The sequence below is a fragment of the Desulfosporosinus paludis genome (assembly GCF_045689965.1).
GTDB lineage: Bacteria > Bacillota > Desulfitobacteriia > Desulfitobacteriales > Desulfitobacteriaceae > Desulfosporosinus > Desulfosporosinus paludis.
Map to the genome: position 1 here is coordinate 828,442 of NZ_CP144211.1, position 20,030 is coordinate 848,471.

The following is a 20,030-nucleotide window of genomic DNA, read 5'->3' on the forward strand; positions in this document are numbered from 1 at the left end:
ACCCTTGAATTGTTCATATCATCTTCTCACCAAATTTATAATTGAAAGACGCCTCGGCCTCTTTTCGTTTTTGACCGATCAGGTTAATCAATTCCAGGGTGGATTGAGAGGAAAGGTTTAAAAGTAAGGTCTGAAGAGAACGCATGAAATGAGAAAACTGAGGCTGCCAGGTAACTTGAGACTGAAACGATAACATCTCCTTGAACCAAGCAAGGCCTATGGTCTTTAATTCTCTATCACGTATCGTTTGGGGCAGAAAATTCATGTCTCCATTCTGCAATAGTTTTATTAGTCTTAGCATTAAATAAACTTCTGCCCGCAGTTCCTCCTGCTTCCAGAGATTCAAGATCTGATCCTTAGCTTCTTTATAATAACCGCTCAGGAGCAAGCAAAAAACGATTTTAACTTGCCCTTTGCTATAGAATTCGCTCTCAGGAGGAATTTTACCTAAGAGGTCTCGGGCTTTTTTAGGCTCACCAGCACATAAGGAATACCAGCCAAGACTGTAAAACGCCTGATTTAGTGACGATTTCGCTTTGGATTCCAGTTCGAAAACATGCCTTTGCAGGATTTCCTTTGCCAAATTCGGGTAGCCCGCATAGAAGAACTCCTCTGCCAGAATCAGAGAAAACTTCAGATTGTGGAAATAGCCCTTGTCGCAGAAGTAGTTATATGCTGACAGAAACCCTTTGCTTAACCGTAAATTCAAGAATAAGTTGGCGAGGGGAAACGTATAGTCTGCATTTAATTCGATAGCCGTTTCATAGTGTCTGCGAGCGGTTTCCACATCTCCCAGCATGTCACAACAGTAGCCTAAATAATAATGACTGAGGAAGCTTTCCGTACCCAACATATGACTATATATGGCTGGCGGCTCTCCACACTCTATGGCTTGCTTCAGCCATTTTATGGCTAAAGTAAATTCACCTTTCTCCGCCAAAAGCGTACCACCCAAAAAATAAATATCCGTAAATTCCGGGTATTTTAAATCAGCATCTAAACAAAGAATCAGCGCTTCCTCAAGTTTACCCAGATTTTTTAAGCAGATGACCAAAGAGCGTAAAGCAGGCGCTTTTATCAAAAGGTTCTCATCCGTTAACATTTCATAGGCCGTTCTTAAATAGGGTAACGACTTTTCAGGTTTACTCAGCATGAGCCATTCAAGTCCTAGATAATAATGAAGAAAGGGATTTTGGGGATCCTGAATCAAGGCCCTCTTCAAAAGATTAAGATTGCGGGCGCGCTTTTTATTGCGTAGAGAAATTGGAGGAATACGATGCCGTAGTATAGGGCCTTGGACAATTTGGGCTGAACCGGCATCTTGTACGCTTACCTGTTCATGAATGATTCCGAAAAAGCGATAGGACTCCTTGTTCTTAAACAAACGGAGGACAAAAAAACGATTAACGTAGCTGGAAGCATCTACAGTAGGATTTTCCAAGGGAAGCAGGAAAGCTTCACTTCCCTCATGCTGCTGAATGATCTCTTTTAAATTTCCCGTCTCGCTGAGGAGAATCTCATCAGCATCCAAGTAAAAGATCCAGGCACAGCTCGCTTTAGAGATCGCATAATTGCGAGCTGCACTGAAATCGCCGTTCCATTGATAGGAAAAAACATGGGGAGTATAACGTTGGGCGATTTCCAAGGTATCATCCGAAGAGCCTGTATCGACAATTATGATTTCGTCTACTTGATCCTGAACTCTGTCTAAGCAGGCGGCTAAATGGGCCTGTTCATCCTTAACGATCATGGTCAGGGAAATCGTATCCTTCATCAACATTCCGACCTCCCTGCTAAAGAACGAAACATCTCTTCCTCTGGGTAACGTTCAAGTGCCTCATTTAACAAGTCGGAATGCCAGATTTGATATAAGATTCCTAACTTTACATAGTACTTTGGTTCATCTTCAGCGAGATGAATCGCTTGTAAATAGTAATTTTCTGCCTCTTGATAATTTTTCAGCTCCAAGCCGACTTCCCCCAAAAGATAATAGGTTTCCGGGTCCTTTATTTCGCTTAAGGAACTGAGAGATTCTTTAGCCATTCGTGAATAACCCTGATTTTGCAGGGATCTGGCCAACTCAAAGATTATTTGTTCATCGGCAGATTTAAGATCGATCTTACTAAGCAAATCCTGTACTTTCTCGATTTCTTTGAGATAAATCAAGCGTTTTAAAATATCTTGGAGCAATGACCAACCCTCGGCAGTGAATTTATAAGCAAAGGTACTCATGTTGGTAATATTCAGGTAAATCAAATCAATGACATTACCTGTCTCCACAGAAAGTTTTAGGTTTTTCAATTCCATGATTAGTCCCAGGCTTTTTTGCTTTTTGTTCTGAACCCAGTATGAAATGAGCTCATTTAATTTGGCTAAGGGATATGAAAGATTGTCCGATGAATAGTTGGCAAGGGCCCGCAAAGCCGAAAAGTGCTTCTTTTCCTGGATCTGGCAGATGATCTTCCAGAGATTATTCTGCGGTATTGGGTCCTCAATCTTCTCTAACTGTTCCAGACAAAGTTTATACGACTCATGTTTGAGATAAATTTCAGCCAACATCAGTTGGGCTTGAGGTGAACAAAACGTAAAAACTTTCTCTAAACTTTCTTTAGTATCCTCAGGATATTTGGCCGGATTTAAAATGCTGATAATTCTCTCCAGAGAATGCTTGAATTCAGGATTGTCCCGCAAGCTTAAGATATAATAGTTTAAAGCTTCCTCTTCATCTAAAAAGTGTTCGTAAATATTGCCCAAGTGATAATAGGATCTGAATCCTCTAACCCCGCCAAACGACGCATATTGAAGGGGCTGTTCCGGCATTGAAACCGCCTTTTGGAAAGCCTCTTGGGCCAGTGCGAAGTTCTTTCGTTCGAGATGAATTAATCCTTTGTAATAGTAGAGGTCAGCGTAGTCGGGAAAAAACTGCAAACCTAAATCAAGGGCATGAAGAGCCTGAAGATATTCCTTGGCACTTTGCTGAGACATAACCAGGTAACGGATTAGTTTAGGAAAGTAAATAGTTTCTGGTTTTGTAGCATTAGCCGTTTTGATGAAAACGAGAGCCGCATCTGAAAATTTTTCCGCACGAAATAATTCCACACCATAATGATAGAGCAGCAAAGAATCATTAGGTTTTTGCTTAAGTTCTTCCTCAATGAGTTTAAGGTTTCTGTTTTTTTTGTCCTTATCTCTGATTTGTTGTTCTAAATATCCATAGTGAAGGATGGACAAACCGCTGACGATCTGAAAACTGGCTTGGGGGTTATTGAGTAATAGTTTATCAACAATTTGCTCGTGAACCGCCCCTTCAAATCGATACTCCGGTTTGTTGCGGAATAGGCGGAACACCAAGTCTGGGCTTGTTTCGACCCAGTTTTCCTTTCCAATATAATTTATAATTTTTATAAAAAAACCCTCATGTTTAGAGGAGGCAAGGTCACGTAATACATGCGGGTGTTCCATTTGTAGTTCTTCATCAGCATCTAAAAATAGGATCCAGTCACCCTTCGCCTGTTCCAGAGAGGCATTTCTGGCAGCACCGAAATTGTTATCCCAAGGGAAGGAATAGATCTTTGCCCCGAAAGTTTGGGCGATCTCACAAGTGTTATCCGTGGATCCGGTATCGACAACAATAATCTCGTCAACATAGTTGACAGCACTTTGCAAACATCTTCGAATATTTTCTTGTTCATTCTTTACAATCATACATAGACTTATCTTCACTGACATAGATGAATCACTTTCTCCCCTAATTAGTAATTAAACGAATTAATTCAAGCAAGATTTGTATACATTTTCCATCTTATGGAATAAGCTATACCAGCTAAGATATAACTCATTTCATGATATGCATGAACTTCAGAAAGGGGAGAACAATACTTGCCTAACTATAAAATATTTCAGGATACGCCTGAACAGGCCAGAGTTCAAATTTTTGGCAGCAGCACTAATACCCCGCTTAACACAGACTCTTCGGGTAATTTGACAATCACATCAACAGGTCTGGCAGTGACAGCTCCGGCCAATGGCTTAACGGTCACTGCTTCTGCGGATGGTTTAGCGATTACTCCGCCAACGAACGGCTTGACCATCACCAGCACCGGCCTCGCTGTAACCGCTCCGGCCAATGGCTTAACGGTCACTGCTTCTGCCAATGGTTTATCCATCACTCCGCCAACGAATGGCTTAACCATTACCAGCACCGGCCTCGCCGTAACCGCTCCGGCCAATGGCTTAACGGTCACTGCTTCTGCCAATGGTTTATCCATCACTCCGCCAACGAATGGCTTAACCATTACCAGCACTGGCCTCGCCGTAACCGCTCCGGCTGATGGGCTTTTAATAACGTCGTCCGGACTGGCTATATCCCGGGGAACTACCGATGTTTCTGCTACTCGCGCCAATATTACCGATACGACAGGCTCCCCTGACACCACCTATGATGTTATCGGTGTTCAAACCTGGACGTTTGGGGTAGTCAATGCCTCCACAGTAGCTGATGCGCAGGCTTTAGTCTATTTGCAGATCAGTCCGGATTCAACAACTTGGACTAACGAGACAGGCCCGGTTACCATTAATCAAAATGGTTTAGCAACTTTGGTTTCCTCAGTATTCCTCAAGTACGCTCGTATCTACTATAGTGCAGTTAACGGAGCAAGCGCTGTAACTTTAAACATTTTTTTCCAAGGCGAACTTTAATAAGCAAAGCCCTACATCCTTTATTGAATGTGGGGTTTTGTGGCCTCTGTCCGTTCGTATGTATAAAAATGACCTCTCAGATCGTTTTGAGAGGTCATTTTTAACATTAAATTTCTTTTAGAACTGACGTTATCTTGTCTTTCCAGCTCCACCACCTATCAATTTATAGAATAATTCGAATTCAACGAGCCGCGATTTAGCTCAGGATACTAGGACCTGTTGTTAACTGCAACTTTCGAAAGAGGCTCTTCTTAGCGGATAGCTCGTACATGGTTTTTAGCATATATATAAACAGTGCCACATTTAAAGCAGATATTACGACGGGTATAAAACTTAGGGCTGATTGATTGATACCACCGTTGGTCTGCCAAAGGACATAAAACGTGTTGGCAAATGACGTAATACTAAACCCTGCCGATAGAAGGATTATCCTTTTATCCTTCAAATATATCCAAGCTAACACTGCCAGAGCCACTGCCGGAAACAGATAGCGCTCATGCATTCTTGTCGAAAAAATAAACACACCGGATATTAAGATTAAAGCCGTGGCCGGGACAAAGTCTTTACCTTTTCCTCGAGCAAAGACAAACCAAGCCAATAACGTTGTAAGGACAATGAAAATCGTACCCCAGATGTGATAACTAACGAGTAAAAAGGCCGAAGCATCTTTAGTATAGTTTGCTCCCAGCAAATAAAAAAAGTTAAAGGCGTTTACCGAAGCATAAGGGTATTCTCCCAGGGTGCTTGTAAAGAGCTTAACAATCCAAAGAACGTTAAGATCACTGGAAAATGGGAGTATAAGAAGGGTTGCCGTTGCTGCTGACACTATTAGAACCTTTACAGTATCCTTAAAAGTTCTCCTCTTTACCAGCTCAAAGAATAGGATAGGCAGAAAAATGATCCCTTGCGGCTTCATGAGTACTGCCGCCGTAAAAAAGATTGAAGAGTAGGTTAATTTTTGTTCCGCTAATAAAACAATTCCAGCGATAACTATGAGGGTAAAAAACGAATCCACTTGTCCCCAAATCGTTGAATTGACAAAGACAGCCGGATTAAAGATGTAAAATGCAGCTACCAAGATACTTAGTCCTGGGGAAAGATATTTACGTGCAAGCTTTGACAACAGCAGAGCAGTCCCCATATCTGCAAGAATCGAGGGAAATTTCAATAACACCGTAAAATAAGGATTCAGCGCCTTGAGACTGCCGATTTTACCTACAATATACAACACGTAGATATACAAGGGCGGATAATCACTGGAATTTTGACCGGAATAAAATTGAGAAAAATTATTAGCCGCAGATGTGGCCCAAGACTTGAAAAGACTGAGATCAGAAGCATGTCCTTCAATCAAAATACCCACTGCAATTCTCAGTAAGAATCCTACACAGAACAACGTTATCATTAATAGTTTTCGGTTGCCATTCGTAATTTTGAGTTTTTTCTCTAACTTCTTGCGTACAAAGATAAAATAGGCCGCAAGTCCTGCTAAGAAGAAAGCTATTGCGTAGGCCACAATTTGAACAGAATAGTTGCTGCCCGTACTGGTCCCTCTTCTACCCGGCATAGCGGATATCGGCTGGCCTGAAGGCATCTGGCCCTTAGGTTGAAACTGACCATTATTGGGAATTTGGTTCTGATGGTTCAGTGAGTCGTTTTGTCCACCAGGCGGTGAATTTGAATTTCCTGTCCTTTGGTTCATATCATGCCGGTCTTGAATTAATGTACTCTGGGAGGTTGCATTGCTGGTACTATGGTTATTAATGACGTGAAGACACAACAATAGTGACATTAGGATTGCCAGAACCGCACTTATTCTAACTACAAAACTCTTGAATTTCACTGTTCCTTTTCAACTCCTTTGGATCTAATGCTTCATCACTTTATCCATGTCTTTACTTGAAACTGTCTTTGGCAGTTAAACTTATCAAGCTATCCTGCCAAAGACATCTTTTCAAAACTTATGATGAACTTTCTTAGAAACTGGAGCATAACGGTCTTCTTTTCGCTTTGGCAGCATTGCCCTGTCTTTTGGTGATCACTTGCTGCAGATAATCCATAAGCTGTGGTTCTAATTCTTCCCGCTGCAGCCCCATTTCCACAATTGCTTTTAAATAGCCGAACTTATCTCCAATATCATAACGCTCCCCTATCAGTTCCCAGGCCAAAAGACCTTCTCGTTGACAAACTTTCCGCAAGGCATCAGTCAGCTGATATTCGTTTCCTGCTCCTTTCTCCAAAGTGTGCAGTATGGAAAAGATTGATGGCTTCAAGATATATCTTCCCATAATTGCCAGATTGGATGGAGCTTGGAAAGGGAACGGTTTTTCGATTAAATCCTTAACTTGATAAATTTTTTCATTTTTTCCTTGAGGGGCAATGATTCCATATTTCCGTACCTCATCTGTGGGTACAGGCTGTACGCCAACAACGGTAGTATTGGACCTGTCATAGACATTGATCAGTTGTTGCAAGCCCGGTGAATCGGAAACCATAATATCATCGCCCAACAAGACAGCAAATGGCTCATTTCCAATAAATTGCTCGGCACAAAGTATGGCATGGCCTAATCCCAGCGGTTCCTTCTGACGAATATAGTGGATACTGGCCATTTCATTGATCTTTTGCAGCTCCAGCAATAACTCTGTTTTCCCTTTATCTTTCAGGGTTTGTTCAAGTTCAATGGATTTATCAAAGTGATCTTCGATGGACTTCTTATTGCGCCCGGTAACGATAAGGATGCTTTCAATACCTGACTCCACCGCCTCTTCCACGATATATTGGATAGCCGGTTTATCAACGATCGGCAGCATTTCTTTGGGTTGCGCTTTGGTAGCCGGTAAAAATCTCGTTCCCAAACCAGCTGCCGGAATTACAGCCTTCTTGATTTTCATACCATTTCACTCCTTAATCTAGGCTGTCGAAAGACCCATAAGCGACTGCCAACAAAATTAATGGCTAAACTTGCTGCGACTGCCAATAGTCTGCTTACAAGCATGGGCCATCCCCAATTGTAATAAAACCATATTAATAGTTCATAGGTTATGATCAAAGTGACTAAATTTAAAACCACGAATTGAACCATTTGCCGAACTGGTTGGTTAGCTGTCTCTAATTTCGCAAGGGGCCGACCAATCGGCTTGTCCTTGAACGTCCATTTCCTATTTAACCAGAAGCTGTTTAAAATACCGCAGCCATAGGAAAGGGTGTGAGCGGGGAGTAAGGGAACTCCCCAAGCGAACAACACTGCAAAAAGTCCAAAATCAATCCCGGTATTAATTCCTCCGACTACGCAAAATCTAAGAAATTCCAGTTGCCGTTTTGTAATCTTAGCCAATCTTCATCACGTTCTTTTCTTTCTCTTCATTGCGATAGGATTCTCCAACGATATAAAGAGGACGGTTTCTTGCCTCATCATAGATACGACCCACATATTCACCCATAACCCCCATCATCGTGAGTACAAATCCGCTCAGCACTAATTCGCTTGCTAACACCAGATTCCAACCACCGATTGTATCGCCCAATAGTTTGAAAAGTATCAGGAAAACTAGGTAAACTAGTCCCAAAGCTATCAACAGAGCTCCTGAATAACTCGCCAATTTAATAGGCTTAAAGGAAAAAGAAGTAAGACCATCAACGCACAGTTTAATCATTTTTTTAAGCGGGTACTTGCTTTCGCCGGCTAAGCGTGCATCTCTATCGTATTCCACCGCTGTTTGCCTGAATCCAACCCAGCTTACCAAACCGCGGACATAACGGTTTTTTTCCGGCAATTGTTTCAACACATTACAAACCTTGCGGTCAATCAGGCGAAAATCGCCGGTATCCACAGGGATATCAATATCTGTAGAAGCACGCAGCAGTCGGTAGAATAAATGTGCCGTTTGTTTCTTGAAAAATGTTTCGCCGTCGCGGTGATTGCGCTTGGCGTAGACGACTTCGTATCCTTCCTTCCATTTGGCAATCATTTTCAAAATAAGCTCAGGAGGGTCCTGAAGATCTGCATCGATAACCACAACCGCCGCCCCAGTTGAATAATCCATCCCGGCTGTAATGGCAACCTGGTGGCCGAAATTACGAGAGAAGGAAATTAGTTTTACGGATTGATCACGATCACAGAATCCTTTAATCAAGGGAACGGAACGATCAGAACTCCCGTCATTGACAAAAATTAATTCATAGGGCTCACCGATCGAAGTCAACACCTGTTTCAAACGCTGATAGGTTTGCTCCAGGACAGCTTCTTCATTGTAGACCGGAATGATGATCGAATAACGAATATCTTTACCCATGGTTTTGCCTCCTTCTTACGGATTGACTTCGTATAACTTCCCAGCTCCGTTCATGCCCATACCACCGCTGGTATTACTGCTTGAACTGGACTGCCACTCAGACTGAGGTATTTCTGTGCCATTCTGTTGAATCCACGCCTGTATATCTGAACTGCCTCCACCGGCGCCGCCACCGGACAGTAAGAAGTACTTGATCTCTTTATTGGCTACCATTTGTTTTAGTTTATCCACCGTAAGAATCGGATCAGAGCCGGAGAACCCACCCATCGCCATCACTGCCTTACCGGTTTTAATGATATAAGCTTCTGCTGTACCGGCATTCGTGGTAGCAAACAGGAATTTTTCGCCGGTATTATTGGCTTCTAAATAGGCCAGAAGCTGAGTGTTAACAGTTTCCTGCATCTGTCCGCCTCCCTGACCTTGTGTTCGATTGAAGGTTTGGTCTTGGCTTCCATCTTGCCCTTGTCCCATTTCCTGACCAGGCATAGTGTGGTTGCTTCCAAATGTCTGTTGAGGACCTGCCGCTGGCATCATGGCGTTATCTCCATATAGGAGAGGTGTAGCTGCCCAATACAGAGGCCCAGCCAGCAACACTATTATCCCGCCTACAGCTGCAAACTTTGCTATCTTTGTTCGAACGGGCGAAGTTTGATGACTTATCGCCTCGTTCTTACCAAGAGGCAGGCTAAAATAAAGGGTGAAGAGACTTCCTAAGACTCCTACTGAAAGCGGCAAGGCCCATCCGATTTGGCTTCGATAGGGTAAGAGAATATAGAGTTGAAATGCAGTTGTTCCAAGAATGCCGATTGGGAACAGCCATCGTTTCCATCCTTCACGACGCCGGTTGAAACCTAACAACTCAATCCATCCTGTCCCCGCCAAAACAGCAATAGCCGGTGCCAACATTACGAGATAATATTGATGGAAAAAACCTGCAACACTAAAGAATCCCATCATCGGCACTAACCATGCCAGCCAAAAGAAAGTTTCTTTTTGTTTGTCCGTTAAGGGCTGTTTTCTGCGCAGTCCGATTAACAAACCGAAAGCCGATAACAAAGCAAACGGTAACATCCAACTGATTTGTCCGGATAGTTCCGATTGGAATAAACGTAGTGGGCCCGCCGTACCGGTATTAAACATGCCTCCACCACCTTGGCCGCCTCCAGGCCCTCCATCTCTCATGCCACCACGGATGTTGCCGCCGTCACCAAGCATTGCTCTATTACCATCTTGGGCAGAACCATCACCTTGCATCGGTGTAAAACCATTCGAGAACTGGCTGTTACCATCTTGTCCTTGTCCCATAGTTTGCTGCCCTTGCCCACGTGTTTGGCCGTCACCAAAGGCTCCCTTATTCCCACCGCCTGGTCCGCCTTGGCCCGTCAAACGAGAAACGCCGTTATAACCAAAGGCCAGCTCCAGAACAGAGTTCGTCTGACTGCTGCCGATATAGGGTCGTTCTGCCTGAGGAATATTATCTACCACTAAAGCCCAGGAAAACGTTAAAGCAAGCATAACTGCCGTTGAAGCTGCTAATACTGTCATTTTTCTCTTCCAATTCACCTTGAAAGACAGCCAATAGAACAGATAAAATGCGGGAAGTACCATATAGGCTTGAAGCATCTTGATATTGAACGCAACTCCGATGAGGGCGAAAGCTCCGATGAACAAACTAGTTTTGCTCTTTTTAACGGCTCTAAATAACGTCCAGGTTGCCAACAAAAGTGTAAAGACTAACAAACTATCTACATTATTGGAGCGGCTAACTGCTGCAGCAATTGGAGTACAGGCCATGACTAACGCTGAAATTCTGGCCGCCCTTCGCCCAAAGTTTGGTTTAACAAGGAAATAAACTAACAGAACTGAACCGACTCCCGCCAGAGCCTGGGGCAAAATTACACTCCAACCATGAACCCCGAACACTGAAGCGAAAAGAGTCTGAATCCAGAAGGCAACCGGTGGTTTATCAACTGTAACGAATCCGCCCGGATCAAACGAAGCAAAGAAGAAATTATGGAAGCTTTGCAGCATACTTGTCACTGCTGCTGTATAATAGGCATTTGCATATTGGTCCTTCCAAATCCCATAGACATTTAAAAATGCGGCAAGTAAGGCAATTCCAATCAGAAATGGATCAATGCGTTTTACCTTTAATTTCATGAATAGTACTCCTTTTGCATATTTTTTAGAGTCAATGATAATTGCTATGTTCATAACTATAACCTGCGTTGCTGAATTGCATCTAAATGCTGGCTGAAAGTTTACTGAATCTGACCCTTTACTGTTTACAGCTTATAGGATAAAAAAGCTTCCTTACTGCCAAGATCCTCTTCATGGCCTGTAAGGAAGCTTTTTATGTTTATCAAAACACTTGTAACTTTAAAAACAAATTAACAAGCATGATTCTATGCTGTTAAAAATATTCGAGATTAATAAAGAGGAAATTTCCATGGTTTATCGAATTAGTTAATATTGTTATATTATGGAAGGAAAAGGATTGCCTTAACATGATAGGTAAACAAAGCTCTTCAAAATCAAGTACCAGTCATCTTAAATATCTGCGACTGGGGGGTTTTCTCTTGGTTATGGTTCTTATTAGTTCCCTCGCCTTTTCTATAAAAACTTCAAATTTCACCGGGCAGAAACCTGCTGAGTCTGGTTCTCCAATTAATAAATCAATGAATGACCAACGTTCCGAGTCCTTGAGACAATTAAGTCCCTCATCGGGTTCGGCCGGACCAATTAAGGTTGTTTACGAATTACCTGAGAAGGAACCTGTAGTCTTTATCACCATAGATGACGGCTGGTATCCAAATGAACAAGTAATCACCTTAATGCAACAATATCACCTGCCTATCACGACGTTTCTTGTAGAACAAGCGGCTCAGGAACATGTTAACTTTTGGGATGAATTCATAAAGGCTGGCGGACATATACAAGACCATACTATTAACCATCCATATTTAACCCATTTGTCATTGGCTGATAAGAAGGCCCAGATTTCTCAGCCTATTGATTATTTTCAGAGATATAATCCAACTGTTGATGAGTTGAGGCCACCATATGGGGACTTCAATGAAGAGGTCGGACAAGCTGCCTGGGCCTCCGGAATTAAATATATCGTGATGTGGAACGCCGAAATGAAAAACTCCGTTCTTAGTACAAGAAGCAGCCAGGGGTTAAAATCCGGAGATATTATACTTTTACATTGGGTTCCAGGGTTGGATCGAGAACTTTTAACACTTTTGAACATCATTCAGAAACAAAATTTAGGAATAGCTGATTTAACACAAGCATTAAAGGGAGAGGCTTTAACGATAAGCTGGTTAAAAGATCCTATTCCGCTTCCCAAACCTGCGCCAGCGTGTACTATAGGAGCTACTGCTACCTCTGGAACCTCAAACACCCCTGGAACCACGGGTAACCCTGGAACTACGACCATTCCTGAGACCACGACTTCACCTTTAAACACTGTCTCTCCTGCAAACACAGCATCTCCGGGACACAATGGGACTTCTGGAAACGCAGGCACTCCTGGAACGACAAATACCCCTGATCCATCTACTGGTGATACAAACGTATCTGGGGCGTAATCGTTCTAAATTAATTCGCGCTTTTGCGTTTCAAGGCACATGACAGCGCGGAAACAGTGCGAAAGCAAGGAAACCGCATAATTGACTGGCAATAAAAATAGCCCCTTTAGGAGCTAGAGGTAATTAGAATTCTCTTGATTAATCGCTACTTGCATTTTGCTCCTTAAATAACTTCATTTGATAATGTAAATCATCTAAACATGCTGGACCAAAACCTTTAAGCTTTAATAGAAAGCCGTCTGTTGTTTCGTCAACTTCTTCAATGGTATCTATTCCGGCAATTTTAAGAATGTTATAGGTTCTCGCATTTAAACCTAATATTGATATATCAGGAGATTTGAGTAACTTTCCACAGAGGGTTTCGCATTTTTCAGCGTCTTCTTTTCGGTTATACCTCCTCTGACATAGAGAACAGGCGTATGTGGTAGTTTGTATTTCAAAGACCATCTTTCACCCTCTCCTATTCCCTTGAAAATCAACTTGGTTTATTTGGCATCTTCTTTGATTCTCTGGCTACTAACATTCCACGAATTTTCAAGCGAACTACCAATTAATTGAAGTCCTTTATCTGAACTCTTCCGAGCTAGATTCCGTAATTGAAAAAACGTAACTTATTCAGTCTTAGGAGGTGAGAGTATGAAAAATACAATAGTCTCACCTCTAAGCTGCAGTTTGAGCGATTCACTTCGTTATTCGATCCACTCTGAATCAAAGTATCATAAATGTCCTAGAGCGGATTTGTAGTTGTGCCATTAAACCCTGAAATAGAATCTATTAATGTGCACGCTGCCGATTTCTTTGCATTATCTCCTGTTTCACAACTTAACACAGTCCTTGCCCTTTCTAAGGCATTCGTTGTAGATGCGAAGATTTCATTCTCTGTCATGAAAACATTGTCGGAACCAACGTCGGAATCAAGATTTGATTTCTTAATCATGACATCAAGTTCAGGATTTACCCCACTGATAATCATGATCCCTCCAGCTTCTTTAACATTCCTGGCAAAAACTTTCAGCACACCGAGCGATGTCAAATCGATTGCCGTAACATACTTCATTCTTAAAATAAACACTTTAGATTTATTAGATATTTGTTCTAGTTTGTCTCCCAGGTCTGTTGCAGATCCGAAATAAAGACTACCTTCCAATTGAATAATTAAGATATCAACTTTGTCCTTGATAGATTTAATTTCTTGTTCAATAACCTGAGACTCTTTTCCCTGTTGTGGAATGAGAAGTTTAATGGGTGCTTTGTTGGTATCCTTCAGATAGAGAATAATAGATAGGGCAACGCCTGTATAAATTGCATAGTCAAGGTTTGGTAATACGATTACTAAGATACAGGTTACCCACATGGCAATAGAATCTGACGATAATATTCCCGCTTTGACAACTTTTCTGATTTCTTTTTTATCGATCAAACCGTACCCAGTATAAACTAATACTCCGGCAAGGGCTGCACTGGGTATATATTTTGCATAGGGAGCAAATATAAGAAGAACTATGGCTACAAACACACCTGAGAGGATTCCGGCTAATCTGGTGGCTCCTCCGTTAATATAATTGATGGCAGAACGCGAGAAGGAACCGGATGAGGGAAGACACTGGAAGAATGACCCCACTATATTTGCCAAGCCCTGACCAATAAATTCCTGATTGGAATCGATCTTTTGGCGTGTATTAGTGCCAATGGCTTTGGATATTGATATAGCTTCTACTAATCCAATGACTGAGATTGCAAAAGCCCCACTGAGCATATCCTTTATATTGGCAATGCTAAATTGCACCATTTTAAAGGGCGGCAAGCCGGTAGGAATACTGCCTGTAAGTTTGACACCCTTTTTTTCTAAACCAAGCATCAGGATAATAAAGATCGACACAATAATCCCGAGTAAAGCACCTGGAAGATTTTTGCTGATCTTTTTGCAGATCACTATGATCACGATAGTAAAAAGGCCAATTCCCAGAACATAGGGGTTGGTTTGAACTATATGCTGTATAAGGTAAACCAGGATTTGAAAGGGTGACTGTACTGAAGGGTCCTTAATAGTTATACCCAGAAATGATTTCAATTGTCCGACAGCGATTAACACACCTGCACCAGCTGTAAAACCTATCAGGACGGTATGCGACACAAAATCTATCACCTTACCAAGTTTAACGACACCATAAAAAAGTTGAAATAAGCCAACCATAAACGTCATTAGGAAAAGCATTTCATAAGCATTTGGCAGTTTCATATAGCGAATCATGGCGCTTGCTGTAAGCAAACATATGGCGTTAGTCGGTCCGGTGATTAATTGATTCGAGCAACCAAAGACTGAACCTATTATGGCTGCAACTATACCTGTATAGAGTCCATAAATAGGATTAACGCCCGCAATTAGGGCGTATGACATATACTGGGGAATACCTACAAACAATACGGTCAAGGCTCCAATAAGGTCTTTTTTGATATCTTCCTTTTTATACCCTTTAATTGTATCAAGTATGGGTATATACTTACTGATTGCGAAGCTAGACATTTGAATACCACCTTTCAATAATTTGTGGTCAGTTTCAAAAATTTACTCCAAACTGTGGAGCTCATTGTGAGGATATAATTTAATAGTTCAATTTCTTAGCGGTCTTTCAAGACTGTCTTTTTTATTAATCTGGCAGGGCCAATAATGAATGTCTCGGAACAGTAATTAGGTTTTTGCAACGACTTATTAAAGAATTTGGTAAGTTAACATCCAATATAACTATCCAAATCAAACCTAATAAGGAGGCTCATCCACTGACGGTCTAGCTCCTACTAGCTTTTATTAGTTCTATCACAGTATTTCTGATTTATTTGACATTAATTAATATTAAGAAAATTGAAGTGAAGAATTTCACTTATCAAAAAGCTATTGGCCAACCAGCTCGAGCTTTTTCATTGTTCGTTCTAATCTCAAAGGATGATTAATTTCTAATATAATTTCATAGTCACATTTTTTAGCGGCCTTTCAGACTGCTTTTTTTATCTATTAAGCATATATTTATAGTTGTATAACCAAATAACATTCATTTAGGCTTCCATGACGTGACTTTAGAATATAGAATTGTTTGTGCCCGTTTCATTTTTGTTCATCTCCTCTTCATGATTTTTACTTTTCATCCACAAATAAAGATTAGCACTACGGACAGAAGTGTGTCTATAGGAAATCAGTATGTTCATGATCAATATTTTATATGTCAATTCATGGATAATTTACTGCCTTAATCTTAATTTATACGGTGATAGTTAAATAAATGATTAATACCCTAGCGAAGGCGCTAGGGTATCTGTGGTATTGCTGAAAAACATCTGCCGCATTGTAAGAACTATTTCTTGGGGATAACAGAGGACAGATAGAATTCTTTTTGCAAGGCTTGAATCCTGGTTAAAGCAGGTGGATGATCATAACTAAACCAAACGATGAAGCCCGGAGGAGACAAGTCGGCTAAACTAGTGCTGCTCAGGTCTTTCTGAAGTTGAATCTCGGCAGGAAGATTTCTTGTCAATTCAAGGGAAAAAGCATCTGCACGTAACTCCATCTCTCTGGATATAGCATTCTGAATAGGACTGCTGACAAAGAAGAGCAGTAATAGTATCAGTTGTAACGCTGCCCAAAGTTCGGGCGGCTTTTTAATGTATCGAGACATCCAGGGTTTTAGGAAGAAAGCGAGCAGCCCGAAAGCGATGAAACTTCCCATTACTCCATAGATCAAACCTTGAATGACATCGTTATACTTCCAATGTCCCATTTCGTGAGCAATCACCGCTTGTATTTCTGTAAAAGAGTAATTATGTAAAAGAGTATCGTAAATAACGATTCGTTTTGTAGTTCCTATCCCAGTGAAATAGGCGTTCGCCAATGTCGTTTGTTTACTGGCATCCATGACTAAAATACCATTGATATGTAGTCCAGCTCGCTGCGCCAGGGTATTAACCATGCTTATAAGACCGGGATCTGAGGTAGGGCTAAAATGGTTGAATAAGGGCGATATCAAGATCGGCCACAACAAATATTGAACCACAAGCCATAAACTGAAAAAGATAGCTCCAACCAACCACCAACTACGGGACAACCGATTGACCAATACAAAAAAAACGAGTCCACCCACAAGAGTGATCAGCAAGTCAATTCCAGCGTTTTTTGCATAATCCATCCACCAGGCTACTTGGTTTTGAGTACTAAACCCCCATAGTTTAAACCAATAGAACCCTGTGTAATAAGCGAAAGGTAAGGAGACCAACTGGACCAGAATCCATACACTTAATATGGAAATCGCCGAAATCAGCCAATAACGCCGGCCGATTTTTTGAATACAGCTGTAAATGGTTTGTCCCCTAGAACTAAAGAGCAACCAGAATAAAACAACGACTTGTAAAATGAAATGAACTATATAAAGAACACGGAGAGGATAATTGTAAGCTCTTGCCTTCTCTGCCAAACCTATGGAAAAATATTGGGTTACAGAAGGATCAATAGCTCCGGGAAAAAGAGAATATCTTAAAAACAAGAGCGCTAATATGAAGGCTAATCCTAGGAGGAGAAGCCAGCCGATTCGAAGACAGGATGAACTTTCTTTGGAGCCAAACATAACATCCCTCCCTACGAGAAATTCCCCTAATGGCTTATTTTTAATGAACTAATATCCAGTGTAATAAACTATATTACTGAAACCGAGCTAACTTGTTACTACATTGTGAAGGTTATCTTAAGAAACTGTGAACAATCATTTCACATAAAGGATTCTAGGGTTTCATAGAGAATATTACAAAGCAGATTCATACTCATAAGTTGAGGGGGGGCATTTTATCATTCGATCTGACATAAAAGCTGAAAAAGGTACTTGTACCAAAACGTTTTAGTTCTTTGAATAATTCAGAAAGGAGAAACCGTCATGAACATTAAGCCGCTTAAGATTAAAATCGTATCACTGGCAGTAGTTGTCGTCCTAGGGGCGTGCTCTCTCCTAAATGGAGTTCCGGCTCCAATTGCAGTTTCTGCCAACAACCAGATGGTATCCGATTATGTTTTCTCTAGGAATTTCCCTCACAAGCATTTACCAGTTCCCCAAATTCAACAACCTCAAAGTACTGCTTCAAAGGTAGATCTTCCTGCCAATACTCAAGGATCCCAAAATTGGGCGGGATACGTTGCTACACCTTCGTCTAGCAGTAGCAGCTATACAAGCGTGTCTGGCAGTTGGACGGTCCCCAAGATAACGGCTGACCAAGAAGATGCGGTAGCAGCCCAGTGGATTGGCTTAGGCGGAGTCTCATCATCTGATCTGCTGCAAATGGGAACTGTCGAACAAATTGAAAACGGTCAGCCTGTAGCTCAGCTATTTTGGGAACAACTGCCATCCCCCGCACAATACGTGATGACTGTTCCTATTGGCTCGACCATTAGCGCGAGTATCTCTCCAGCGGCAGACTCGAGTTCAACCTGGAATTTGACCTTTACGGTCAACGGGCAGACCTCAACACAAACAATTTCTCCTGTGACTCTAAACGCCTCTTACGCTCAGGGGATTGGAACATCTGCCGAATGGATTAGCGAAGATCCTTCAAATCAGAACAGTCAGCTGTACCCTTTAGCAAACATGGGTACTGTGCCATACCAATCTGCAATGGTAAACGGCCAGCCGTTAAACTCCAGCTTAAATAAGGTTCAACCGATTGCTTTAGTATCAAGCAATGGTAATGTTTTAATGGCTCCATCCGCATTAGGAACAGACGGTGAATCATTCACGACGAACGTTGTTAGTTCGAATACAAGTTCTAGAACCAATCAAGGTTATAGTCAGATTTCGAAGCCAAGATCTCCGTCTATTTGGAGGAGCATATCAGATAACCAAGGTTATCAAGTTATCACCATCAGTTGGAGTTGGTAATTGTAAGGCTTCGAGATTCGATCAGTATTTCAACCAGGCGTGTACGCCTGGTTTTCTTGTTCATTAGAAAGTATTACTTCGTTGTATACTTTCTAATGAACAAGGATAACTAAGGCAGACGCCTTCGCCAAGGCTAACAAGTTCGAAAACAGTGTCTTCGGATACCAGCCAAAATTTTCTTTATTTTTCGCTCTAAGCCTCCAATATTCTTGTTAAAAATTGGACTATAGACGTGCTCTCATTTCGTTATATAATAGCTATGAATAGCGAAATTTGTCTAAATATATTCGGTTAATCAAAGGTGCATTATTTGAATACAGGAGTTAGATTATGACAACAAGAAGGGGTTTCTTAAAAGCGCTTTTAGCAGTTGCCTCAGGTTCTTATTTTTTTAGCAGGTTTCCTTTTGAAAACAACCCAAAGCAAGCACCTAAGCTCCTCTCAGCCTCAGTCATTGAAAGTAATGAAAAGGTCCTGGACAAGCCCCATCAGTCTTTCTCTGTAGAAAATGAACCATTTATTAATGCATTAAATCACATAGTCACTCCAACGTATGATGGCTCCGGTCAATCTGTTCACCCGAGTGTTCTTGATTTCAAAACTGAGTATGGCATCAGCAGTTGGGGAGGATTTCGCTATTGGATGGCTTTTACTCCATACCCCTTCTTCAATAGCGCCCTTGAAAATCCCTGCATTTTGGTTAGTAAGGACGGATTGAACTGGATTACTCCGCCTGGGATCAAAAATCCCTTGTCCTCAAAACCTTCAGGCTTCTTAAAAGACAACTATAATTCCGACCCGGAATTAGTTTATGATCCGGATCAAGATACACTGATCCTATACTGGCGCGAATATCGCGGGAATACTTTTGAAAAAATCTGGGCCAAAAAAATCAGTACAGATTATAAGCAAAGTGACAAAATCCTCTGTTTGGAAAAAGCTTGGGACTACAAAAAAACAGGTCTGATTTTATCTCCGACGGTTTGGCGTAAGAGTGCTAAAGAATGGTTTATGTGGACAACAGACGGAAGATTGACGATACATCTCTATACATCATTGAACGGAATAAATTGGGGACCAGGACAGCCTTGCAGCGCCCCCTGGGCCAGTTGGAACGGGGGATATATTCCCTGGCATATAGCGGCTAAACCGAATCACTCTGAGGAAACGATTGAGTTTCTGATTGCGGGTTGGTCTGAACAAAAAACTATGAAAGATTGTCAGTTGATTTATGCAGCCGTACCTATGTCAAACCCAAAAGAATTTGTCATGCCACTTCCTAGACCAATACTAGGACCCGGCACCGAAGGCCGCTGGGATGATGGGTATATCTACCGAAGCAGTTTTGTTCGTGAACCCGGAGATATACCTAAATTTCGCATCTGGTATTCTGCCTGTTCCAAGAAAAAAGCTTGGCATGTTGGATATACTGAAGGAAGCTTGGTCAATATTCCTTCAAGCACCATACAAGCATAATGATTCGGCTGAAATCTTCATCTCATTCCGAATAACCTAAGATAATCTTAAATATTGTT

General features: G+C 41.6%; 14 protein-coding genes. 4 read left to right on the forward strand and 10 right to left on the reverse strand.

The features are described from left to right. Positions 1–13: 13 nt before the first annotated feature. Positions 14–1,780: a glycosyltransferase gene (locus VZF35_RS04355; protein ID WP_407311332.1), complete on the reverse strand. Its 1,767-nt coding sequence runs from the start codon at positions 1,778–1,780 to the stop codon at positions 14–16. Next, positions 1,774–3,729: a glycosyltransferase gene (locus VZF35_RS04360; RefSeq protein ID WP_407311334.1), complete on the reverse strand. Its 1,956-nt coding sequence runs from the start codon at positions 3,727–3,729 to the stop codon at positions 1,774–1,776. Before VZF35_RS04360 ends, VZF35_RS04355 begins: the two co-directional genes overlap by 7 nt. Before the next feature lie 150 nt (positions 3,730–3,879). Here VZF35_RS04360 and VZF35_RS04365 point away from each other — a divergent pair, with 150 nt between their 5' ends. Further along, complete coding sequence (locus tag VZF35_RS04365) at positions 3,880–4,698, forward strand: DUF6385 domain-containing protein (protein ID WP_407311336.1); 819 nt, start codon at positions 3,880–3,882, stop codon at positions 4,696–4,698. A 196-nt stretch (positions 4,699–4,894) separates the two neighbouring features. Here VZF35_RS04365 and VZF35_RS04370 read toward each other — a convergent pair whose 3' ends face one another. The 5 genes from VZF35_RS04370 to VZF35_RS04390 all read right to left on the reverse strand — a co-directional run bounded on the left by VZF35_RS04370 (position 4,895) and on the right by VZF35_RS04390 (position 11,153). Continuing rightward, the gene (locus tag VZF35_RS04370) at positions 4,895–6,541 is read right to left on the reverse strand and encodes a hypothetical protein (RefSeq protein ID WP_407311338.1); all 1,647 of its coding nucleotides are present in this window, start codon (positions 6,539–6,541) and stop codon (positions 4,895–4,897) included. A 133-nt stretch (positions 6,542–6,674) separates the two neighbouring features. Beyond that, positions 6,675–7,592 carry a UTP--glucose-1-phosphate uridylyltransferase GalU gene (galU, locus tag VZF35_RS04375; RefSeq protein WP_407311340.1) on the reverse strand — a complete coding sequence of 306 codons (918 nt, stop codon included), beginning with the start codon at positions 7,590–7,592 and terminating at the stop codon, positions 6,675–6,677. Next, positions 7,589–8,035 (reverse strand): GtrA family protein, encoded by a 447-nt coding sequence (locus VZF35_RS04380; RefSeq protein WP_407311342.1) that lies wholly within the window; start codon positions 8,033–8,035, stop codon positions 7,589–7,591. The genes galU and VZF35_RS04380 overlap by 4 nt, the downstream gene beginning before the upstream one ends. After that, the gene (locus VZF35_RS04385) at positions 8,028–8,993 is read right to left on the reverse strand and encodes a glycosyltransferase family 2 protein (protein WP_407311344.1); all 966 of its coding nucleotides are present in this window, start codon (positions 8,991–8,993) and stop codon (positions 8,028–8,030) included. The genes VZF35_RS04380 and VZF35_RS04385 overlap by 8 nt, the downstream gene beginning before the upstream one ends. A gap of 15 nt (positions 8,994–9,008) precedes the next feature. After that, positions 9,009–11,153: a glycosyltransferase family 39 protein gene (locus VZF35_RS04390; protein WP_407311346.1), complete on the reverse strand. Its 2,145-nt coding sequence runs from the start codon at positions 11,151–11,153 to the stop codon at positions 9,009–9,011. Between the two features lie 347 nt (positions 11,154–11,500). On the opposite strand from VZF35_RS04390, the gene VZF35_RS04395 reads away from it, so the two are divergent. Beyond that, positions 11,501–12,586: a polysaccharide deacetylase family protein gene (locus VZF35_RS04395; RefSeq protein ID WP_407311348.1), complete on the forward strand. Its 1,086-nt coding sequence runs from the start codon at positions 11,501–11,503 to the stop codon at positions 12,584–12,586. A 138-nt stretch (positions 12,587–12,724) separates the two neighbouring features. On the opposite strand, the gene VZF35_RS04400 is transcribed toward VZF35_RS04395, so the two are convergent. The 3 genes from VZF35_RS04400 to VZF35_RS04410 form a co-directional block, all read right to left on the reverse strand. After that, positions 12,725–13,033 carry a DNA-directed RNA polymerase subunit alpha C-terminal domain-containing protein gene (locus VZF35_RS04400; RefSeq protein ID WP_407311350.1) on the reverse strand — a complete coding sequence of 103 codons (309 nt, stop codon included), beginning with the start codon at positions 13,031–13,033 and terminating at the stop codon, positions 12,725–12,727. A 280-nt stretch (positions 13,034–13,313) separates the two neighbouring features. Further along, the gene (locus VZF35_RS04405) at positions 13,314–15,110 is read right to left on the reverse strand and encodes a SulP family inorganic anion transporter (RefSeq protein ID WP_407311352.1); all 1,797 of its coding nucleotides are present in this window, start codon (positions 15,108–15,110) and stop codon (positions 13,314–13,316) included. Between the two features lie 823 nt (positions 15,111–15,933). Continuing rightward, complete coding sequence (locus VZF35_RS04410; protein WP_407311354.1) at positions 15,934–17,196, reverse strand: M48 family metallopeptidase; 1,263 nt, start codon at positions 17,194–17,196, stop codon at positions 15,934–15,936. A gap of 303 nt (positions 17,197–17,499) precedes the next feature. Here VZF35_RS04410 and VZF35_RS04415 point away from each other — a divergent pair, with 303 nt between their 5' ends. Both VZF35_RS04415 and VZF35_RS04420 read left to right on the forward strand, forming a co-directional pair. After that, positions 17,500–18,495 (forward strand): G1 family glutamic endopeptidase, encoded by a 996-nt coding sequence (locus VZF35_RS04415; RefSeq protein ID WP_407311356.1) that lies wholly within the window; start codon positions 17,500–17,502, stop codon positions 18,493–18,495. Positions 18,496–18,825: 330 nt separating this feature from the next. Beyond that, positions 18,826–19,971, forward strand: a complete 1,146-nt coding sequence (locus tag VZF35_RS04420) for a hypothetical protein (protein WP_407311358.1) — start codon at positions 18,826–18,828, stop codon at positions 19,969–19,971. Positions 19,972–20,030 lie beyond the last annotated feature (59 nt).

Coding starts and splice junctions, on each gene's coding strand:
- VZF35_RS04420 (WP_407311358.1), top strand. CDS start 18,826: ATGACAACAAGAAGGGGTTTCTTAAAAGCGCTTTTAGCAGTTGCCTCA.
- VZF35_RS04415 (WP_407311356.1), top strand. CDS start 17,500: ATGAACATTAAGCCGCTTAAGATTAAAATCGTATCACTGGCAGTAGTT.
- VZF35_RS04355 (WP_407311332.1), bottom strand. CDS start 1,780: ATGTTGATGAAGGATACGATTTCCCTGACCATGATCGTTAAGGATGAA.
- VZF35_RS04360 (WP_407311334.1), bottom strand. CDS start 3,729: ATGTCAGTGAAGATAAGTCTATGTATGATTGTAAAGAATGAACAAGAA.
- galU (WP_407311340.1), bottom strand. CDS start 7,592: ATGAAAATCAAGAAGGCTGTAATTCCGGCAGCTGGTTTGGGAACGAGA.
- VZF35_RS04395 (WP_407311348.1), top strand. CDS start 11,501: ATGATAGGTAAACAAAGCTCTTCAAAATCAAGTACCAGTCATCTTAAA.
- VZF35_RS04390 (WP_407311346.1), bottom strand. CDS start 11,153: ATGAAATTAAAGGTAAAACGCATTGATCCATTTCTGATTGGAATTGCC.
- VZF35_RS04410 (WP_407311354.1), bottom strand. CDS start 17,196: ATGTTTGGCTCCAAAGAAAGTTCATCCTGTCTTCGAATCGGCTGGCTT.
- VZF35_RS04400 (WP_407311350.1), bottom strand. CDS start 13,033: ATGGTCTTTGAAATACAAACTACCACATACGCCTGTTCTCTATGTCAG.
- VZF35_RS04385 (WP_407311344.1), bottom strand. CDS start 8,993: ATGGGTAAAGATATTCGTTATTCGATCATCATTCCGGTCTACAATGAA.
- VZF35_RS04405 (WP_407311352.1), bottom strand. CDS start 15,110: ATGTCTAGCTTCGCAATCAGTAAGTATATACCCATACTTGATACAATT.